The sequence below is a fragment of the Rhizobium sp. 01N447_2 genome (assembly GCF_056399245.1).
Genome location: NZ_JBFTQY010000011.1, coordinates 205,034 through 211,363, shown reverse-complemented (window position 1 = coordinate 211,363; position 6,330 = coordinate 205,034). Strand labels below are relative to the sequence as shown.

6 protein-coding genes are annotated in these 6,330 nt (G+C 61.3%); all 6 read left to right on the top strand.

Going from position 1 to position 6,330, the window contains the following annotated elements:
- A partial coding sequence (locus tag AC1ECN_RS09680) for a TonB-dependent receptor domain-containing protein (protein WP_477952852.1) occupies window positions 1–1,063 on the top strand: 1,063 nt, incomplete at its 5' end.
- A gap of 266 nt (window positions 1,064–1,329) precedes the next feature.
- Window positions 1,330–3,519, top strand: a complete 2,190-nt coding sequence (locus AC1ECN_RS09675) for an anthranilate synthase (protein WP_477952850.1) — start codon at window positions 1,330–1,332, stop codon at window positions 3,517–3,519.
- A 121-nt stretch (window positions 3,520–3,640) separates the two neighbouring features.
- The gene (locus AC1ECN_RS09670) at window positions 3,641–3,880 is read left to right on the top strand and encodes a hypothetical protein (RefSeq protein WP_003561395.1); all 240 of its coding nucleotides are present in this window, start codon (window positions 3,641–3,643) and stop codon (window positions 3,878–3,880) included.
- Between the two features lie 14 nt (window positions 3,881–3,894).
- Entirely contained in the window at window positions 3,895–4,566 is a 672-nt protein-coding gene (locus AC1ECN_RS09665) for a DUF2161 domain-containing phosphodiesterase (RefSeq protein ID WP_130672944.1), read from the top strand.
- Between the two features lie 319 nt (window positions 4,567–4,885).
- Window positions 4,886–5,800 carry a CDF family cation efflux transporter EmfA gene (emfA, locus tag AC1ECN_RS09660; RefSeq protein ID WP_130672943.1) on the top strand — a complete coding sequence of 305 codons (915 nt, stop codon included), beginning with the start codon at window positions 4,886–4,888 and terminating at the stop codon, window positions 5,798–5,800.
- The gene (queF, locus tag AC1ECN_RS09655; RefSeq protein WP_026238726.1) at window positions 5,800–6,264 is read left to right on the top strand and encodes a preQ(1) synthase; all 465 of its coding nucleotides are present in this window, start codon (window positions 5,800–5,802) and stop codon (window positions 6,262–6,264) included. Before emfA ends, queF begins: the two co-directional genes overlap by 1 nt.
- Window positions 6,265–6,330: the final 66 nt, after the last annotated feature.

Genomic DNA, 6,330 nt, shown 5'->3' with positions numbered 1-6,330 from the left:
GACCCAGTACAGCTCCGCGCTATGCCCGACGCCGACGACATGCCCTTCGCTCAACAACCAGTCGGAAGTGCCCGACGTCGAGAGCAAGACGATCGGCCTGTCGATCGAAGACAAGATCGAGTTCGGCGATACGAATTTTGCGTTGACGCCGGGCATTCGTTTCGACTGGTYCAGCTATGATCCGTCAACGAGCGGCGGGTTCGCCAGCAATCCGGCGCTTGCCAAGTTCGGCACGCTGTCCGACCGCAGCGATCAGCACGTTTCGCCGAAGGTGCTCGCCACCTACGAACTGACACCCGATGTGCAGCTCTACACCCAGCTGTCGTCGGCCTTCCGCGCACCGACTGTCGATGAGCTCTACAGCCGCTTCTACAATGCGGGCGGCAACTATGCCCAGCTCGGCAACCCTGACCTGAAGCCAGAAACTGGCTATGGGGTCGAGATGGGCGCCAATTTCGACACGGGTGATTTCAACGGCCGTCTGGCGGTCTTCCACAACCGGTATCACAACTTCATCGAAACGGTGACGAGCGTCAACGCGACCACTGGCATCACGGAGTTCAACTATACCAACGTCAGCAGTGTGACGATCTCCGGTATCGAAGCGAGCGCCGACAAGACGTTCAACAACGGCATCAACCTGCATGCCGCACTTGCCTATGCCTATGGCAGGAATGAAGAAACCACTCAGCGCCTGCGCTCGGTGGCGCCATTCAAGGCGATCGTCGGCGGCGGCTGGAGCAACGAGACTTTCGGCTTCGATCTTTCTTCTACGCTTTCGGCGGGCATGCTCACTGACCATCTCAATACGCCCGTCACCAACACCGCCGACACGACCTTCGATGCGCCCGGCTACGCGATCGTCGACCTGACCGGCTGGTGGACACCGGACCAGATGCCGGGCCTGCGCGTGCAGGCCGGCGTCTACAACATCTTCGACCAGGAATATTTCAACGCGCTCGCCGTGCGCGATGTCAACCTGATCTCGACGGCGTCGCAGCCGCGCGATTGGTATTCCGAGCCCGGCCGCACTTTCAAGGTCTCGCTGACCAAGACCTTCTGATCGCGATCACGCTTTCAGGGCTGGGGATGGGCGGCTTTCGGGCCGCCCTTTTTCATTCCCGCATTCGCCTCTTGCGCAATGGCTGATCTCAGGCTAACAATTTTTTCCATGATCAAGTCCTTGAACATTGCAGTTTGGTGGTGGGTTCGCTAAGGCGGCCTCGACCAATCGTGTTCAAAGACGACGAGTGAGCCGCCCGAAACTTCGAGGCGGCTTTTTTGTTTTATGGCCGCCTGTCGTCCGGGCCCCGATAACGGAGTGGAACAATGGTAACGATCCTGCGGGATGATGGTGCGGAAATCTACGAGACCAAGGGCGGCATATCCGTCACGCGGCAGCGGCGGGCGATCCCCTACGGCGATGCGGTCTCTTCCTATGTCGACAAGCTCGACGAGCGCCGCGGTGCGGTGTTCTCGTCGAACTACGAATATCCGGGCCGCTACACGCGTTGGGATACCGCCGTCGTCGATCCGCCGCTCGGCATCTCCTCCTTCGGGCGTGACGTCTGGATCGAAGCCTATAATGAACGCGGCGAAGTGATCCTCGGCTTCGTGACCGAGCGGCTGAAGACGGTGTCCGAAATCGTGCTCGGCGTGTCCTCCGCCCGTCGCCTCGACCTCACCGTCAAGTCGCCGGACCGGGTGTTTACCGAGGAAGAGCGCTCGAAGATGCCGACGGTCTTCACCGTGCTGCGCGCCGTCACCGACCTGTTCTACTCGCAGGCGGATGCGAGCCTCGGGCTCTACGGCGCCTTCGGATACGACATCGCCTTCCAGTTCGATGCGATCGATCTGAAGCTGACGCGGCCCTCCGACCAGCGCGACATGGTGCTCTACCTGCCGGACGAGATCCTCGTCGTCGACAACTACGCCGCCAAGGCCTGGGTCGACCGTTACGACTTCGAAAAAGGCGGCGTGTCGAYCGAGGGCAAGGCCCAAGATATCGCGGCGGAGCCCTTCAAACACACGGATGCCATTCCGCCGAAGAGCGATCACCGGCCGGGCGAATATGCCGAGCTCGTCACCAAGGCGAAGGAAAGTTTCCGCAAGGGCGACCTCTTCGAAGTCGTGCCCGGGCAGAAATTCATGGAGCGCTGCGACAGCAAGCCGTCCGACATTTCCAAGCGGCTGAAGGCGATCAATCCGTCGCCCTATTCCTTTTTCATCAATCTCGGCCACCAGGAATATCTGGTCGGCGCCTCACCCGAAATGTTCGTGCGCGTTTCCGGCCGTCGCATCGAAACCTGCCCGATTTCGGGTACGATCAAGCGCGGCGACGATCCGATCGCCGACAGCGAGCAGATCCTGAAGCTCCTGAATTCCAAGAAGGACGAGTCCGAGCTTACCATGTGCTCTGATGTCGACCGCAACGATAAAAGCCGTGTCTGCGAGCCGGGTTCGGTCAAGGTCATCGGCCGCCGGCAGATCGAGATGTATTCGCGCCTCATCCACACGGTCGACCATATCGAAGGGCGGCTGCGCGACGACATGGACGCCTTCGACGGTTTCCTCAGCCACGCCTGGGCCGTCACTGTCACCGGCGCCCCGAAGCTCTGGGCGATGCGCTTCATCGAGAGCCATGAAAAAAGCCCTCGCGCCTGGTACGGCGGGGCGATCGGCATGGTCGGCTTCAACGGCGACATGAACACCGGCCTGACGCTGCGTACCGTGCGCATCAAGGATGGTATCGCCGAGGTGCGTGCTGGTGCGACGCTGCTCAACGATTCCATTCCTGAGGAAGAAGAAGCCGAAACAGAACTGAAGGCCTCCGCCATGCTTTCCGCCATCCGAGACGCCAAGACGGGCAATTCCGGCAGGATCCAGCGCGACGTCGCGAGCGTCGGCAAGGGCGTCAGCATCCTGCTCGTCGATCATGAAGACAGCTTCGTCCACACGCTCGCCAATTATTTCCGCCAGACGGGGGCGACGGTTTCGACCGTGCGCACACCAGTGCCGGAGGAAATCTTCGACAAGCTGAACCCGGACCTCGTCGTGCTGTCGCCCGGACCTGGAACGCCCAAGGATTTCGACTGCAAGGCGACGATCAAGAAGGCGCGGGCGCGCAACCTGCCGATCTTCGGCGTCTGCCTCGGTCTGCAAGCGCTCGCCGAAGCCTATGGCGGGGAACTGCGCCATCTGGCGCTGCCGATGCACGGCAAGCCCTCGCGCATCCGCGTGCTGGAGCCTGGCATCGTCTTCTCCGGCCTTGCCAAGGAGGTGACGGTCGGCCGCTACCACTCGATCTTCGCCGATCCCTCGACGCTGCCGCGCGAATTCATCATCACGGCGGAAAGCGACGACGGCACGATCATGGGTATCGAACACGCCAAGGAACCGATCGCTGCGGTGCAGTTCCATCCGGAGTCGATCATGACGCTCGGTGGCGATGCCGGGATGCGGATGATCGAAAATGTCGTGGCGCATCTGGCGCGCAGGGTGAAGACGAAGGCTGCGTGACGGCAATTTTGCCTGGCCCTTCCTACTGCGGGAAGGGCCAGGCATCAGGCCGTCGGGCCGCGACTTGACTTCTTCCGGCAAATCAGAACATTTCAGGAACGATCAATCGGAACCTATTGCCGTGGCCAATGCTGAAAAGTTCATCGTTCTCCCTTACCGCAAGAACCGCGGCAATCTCGTGCCCGGCGAAATGCGCCAGGCATCGAACTCCGTCAGTGCGGAAAAGATCGCTTCGGCGATGGCTGAGCGTTTCGTCGGCGTGGCGGCCTATGCCGTGATCGTCGATGAAGAAACCGGCGACATGTCGTCGCCGCGATTGCTTGCACGATATGGCGAGATTGCCGATCTCAACGCCGCCTGAGGCGCCGTTTTTACATGGAGACGTCGCTCTACCTGCCGGTCAAAGCTTTCTTGGAGGCGGCGGGTTATGTCGTGAAGGGCGAGGTCGGCGGATGCGATCTCGTCGGCTTGAGCGATGCCGAGCCGCCGGTCGTGGTGGTCTGCGAACTGAAACTCTCCTTCAACCTTGAACTGCTTCTCCAGGCGGTTGACCGCGCGGCGATGAGTGATGAAGTCTGGGTTGCGGCCCGCGTTTCCGCCAAAGGCCGAGGGCGGGAGGCCGACAAACGATACCGCAACCTCTGCCGGCGACTTGGTATCGGCATGCTTGGCGTCTCCGATGGCGGCGAGGTCAGCGTCATCGTTAGTTCCGTCTCGCCTATGCCGCGCACCAATCCGAAGCGGCGGTCGCGCCTCGTCAAGGAGCATCAGCGCCGCCGTGGTGATCCCGCCGTCGGTGGCGGCTCGCGGGTGCCGATCATGACCGCCTATCGCCAGCAGGCGTTGCTCTGCGCGTCTGCACTCGATGGGGGGCTCAAGCGGCCGCGAGATATGAAGATGCTTGTGCCCAATGCCGGCCCGATCCTGCGCGACAACGTCTACGGATGGTTCGAGCGGATAGAAAAGGGTGTTTACGCCCTGACGTCTGCAGGGCAGGCTGCTCTCCTACGCTGGCCGCAGCCTGTCCTTTCCGACCCGGCTCCTTGAGCCGGCGCAGTACCGAGCAACGGGGATCGCTCGTCGAGGGTTGCCTTCCGGCTACTGCGTAATTCCTTGAATCGGAATCGATATGAGGATGAAATTATGCAGTAATTCAAAGTGTTACAGCGCCTTTTGCGCGTCCGAAAGGATGCGCGGCGCTGTAAGGCCGGCAACGCCTGTGAACGGCGTGTCATTCCCCTTTGACAAATCCTCCGTCATCGCCCATATCACCCTGAAATGAACCGCCTGCGCGACATTCGCGTGGGCGGTTTTGCGTTTCAACGGCTTGAAAGCTGCAATTCATTCGCAACCGCAGGGGGACGAAATGAGTGACAACGGCGATCTTACGGTTCGGAAGCTGGCGATGTGGGGGATTCCACTGTCGCTCGGCGTCATGGGTCTGAAGATGGTGGCGTGGTGGGTCACCGGGTCAGTGGCGCTGCTGTCGGACGGGCTCGAATCATCGGTCAATGTCGTTGCCGCCTTCATCGCCTTCTTCGTCATTCGCTATGCGCAGAAGCCGGCCGATCACGACCATCCCTTCGGCCATCATAAGGCAGAATATCTGTCTGCCGTCACCGAAGGCGTGCTGATCGTCGTGGCCGCCCTGCTGATCGTCAACGAGGCGGTTGGTTATCTCGCCGAGCCGCGCATGCTGGATGCGCCCGTGCTTGGCCTTGCGATCAACTTCGCAGCCGGTGTCATCAATGCGATATGGGCGCGGTTGCTGATCAGAACCGGACGCAGACATCGCTCGGCAGCACTGACGGCGGATGGGCATCACATCATGTCCGACGTCGTGACCTCCGTCGGCGTGCTCGTCGGCCTGCTGCTGGCGCTGGCAACGGGTTATGCGATCTTCGATCCGGTGCTTGCCATTCTCGTTGCCGTCAACATCCTCTATCAGGGCTGGAGGGTGATCTCGCAATCGATCGGCGGGCTGATGGACCAGGCGGTCGAGCCGCACGAGGAGGAGGCGATCAAGCAGGCGATCGCCACCCACGCGGCCGGCTCGATCGGCGTGCATGACCTGAAAACGAGGCGGGCGGGTACCGTCACCTTCATCGATTTCCACATGGTGGTGCCCGGCGCGATGTCGGTGCGGCAGGCGCATGATATATGCGACCGCCTTGAGGATGCCATCAGGGCGGTGCACGAGGGCGCCACCATCGCAATTCACGTGGAGCCGGAGGGCGAAAAGGCTCACGGCATCCGAGTCAAAGTCGTCAAGGAGGCATAATGCCGAGTACCGATGTTTCCAACCTGTCGATGCTGGGTCAGCAAACTGAAACCGCGCAATCGCCGGAGGAGGCGGTGCTTGAAAAAGTGCCGTCCAACCATGCCGGCACCGATTACGTCGTGCGCTTCACCGCGCCGGAATTCACCTCGCTCTGCCCGATGACCGGGCAGCCGGATTTCGCCCATATCGTCATCGACTACATTCCGGGCGAATGGCTGGTGGAATCGAAGTCGCTGAAGCTCTTCCTGCATTCCTTCCGCAATCATGGCGCTTTCCACGAGGATTGCTCCGTCTACATCGCCAAGCGCATCGTCGAGCTGCTCGATCCGAGGTGGCTGAGGATCGGTGCCTACTGGTATCCGCGCGGCGGCATTCCGATCGATGTCTTCTGGCAGACGGGCACGCCGCCGGAAGGCGTGTGGCTGCCGGAGCAGGGCGTTGCCACCTATCGCGGCCGTGGGTGAGCCGCGGTCGGGCGCAGCCCGAGCAATCGATCCAGTGAATCGATTGCAGCGGTGAACGCCCTGAGC

Bases quoted from the DNA above. Each gene is read 5' to 3' on its own strand.
- emfA (WP_130672943.1), top strand. From the start codon at position 4,886: ATGAGTGACAACGGCGATCTTACGGTTCGGAAGCTGGCGATGTGGGGG.
- queF (WP_026238726.1), top strand. From the start codon at position 5,800: ATGCCGAGTACCGATGTTTCCAACCTGTCGATGCTGGGTCAGCAAACT.
- AC1ECN_RS09665 (WP_130672944.1), top strand. From the start codon at position 3,895: ATGGAGACGTCGCTCTACCTGCCGGTCAAAGCTTTCTTGGAGGCGGCG.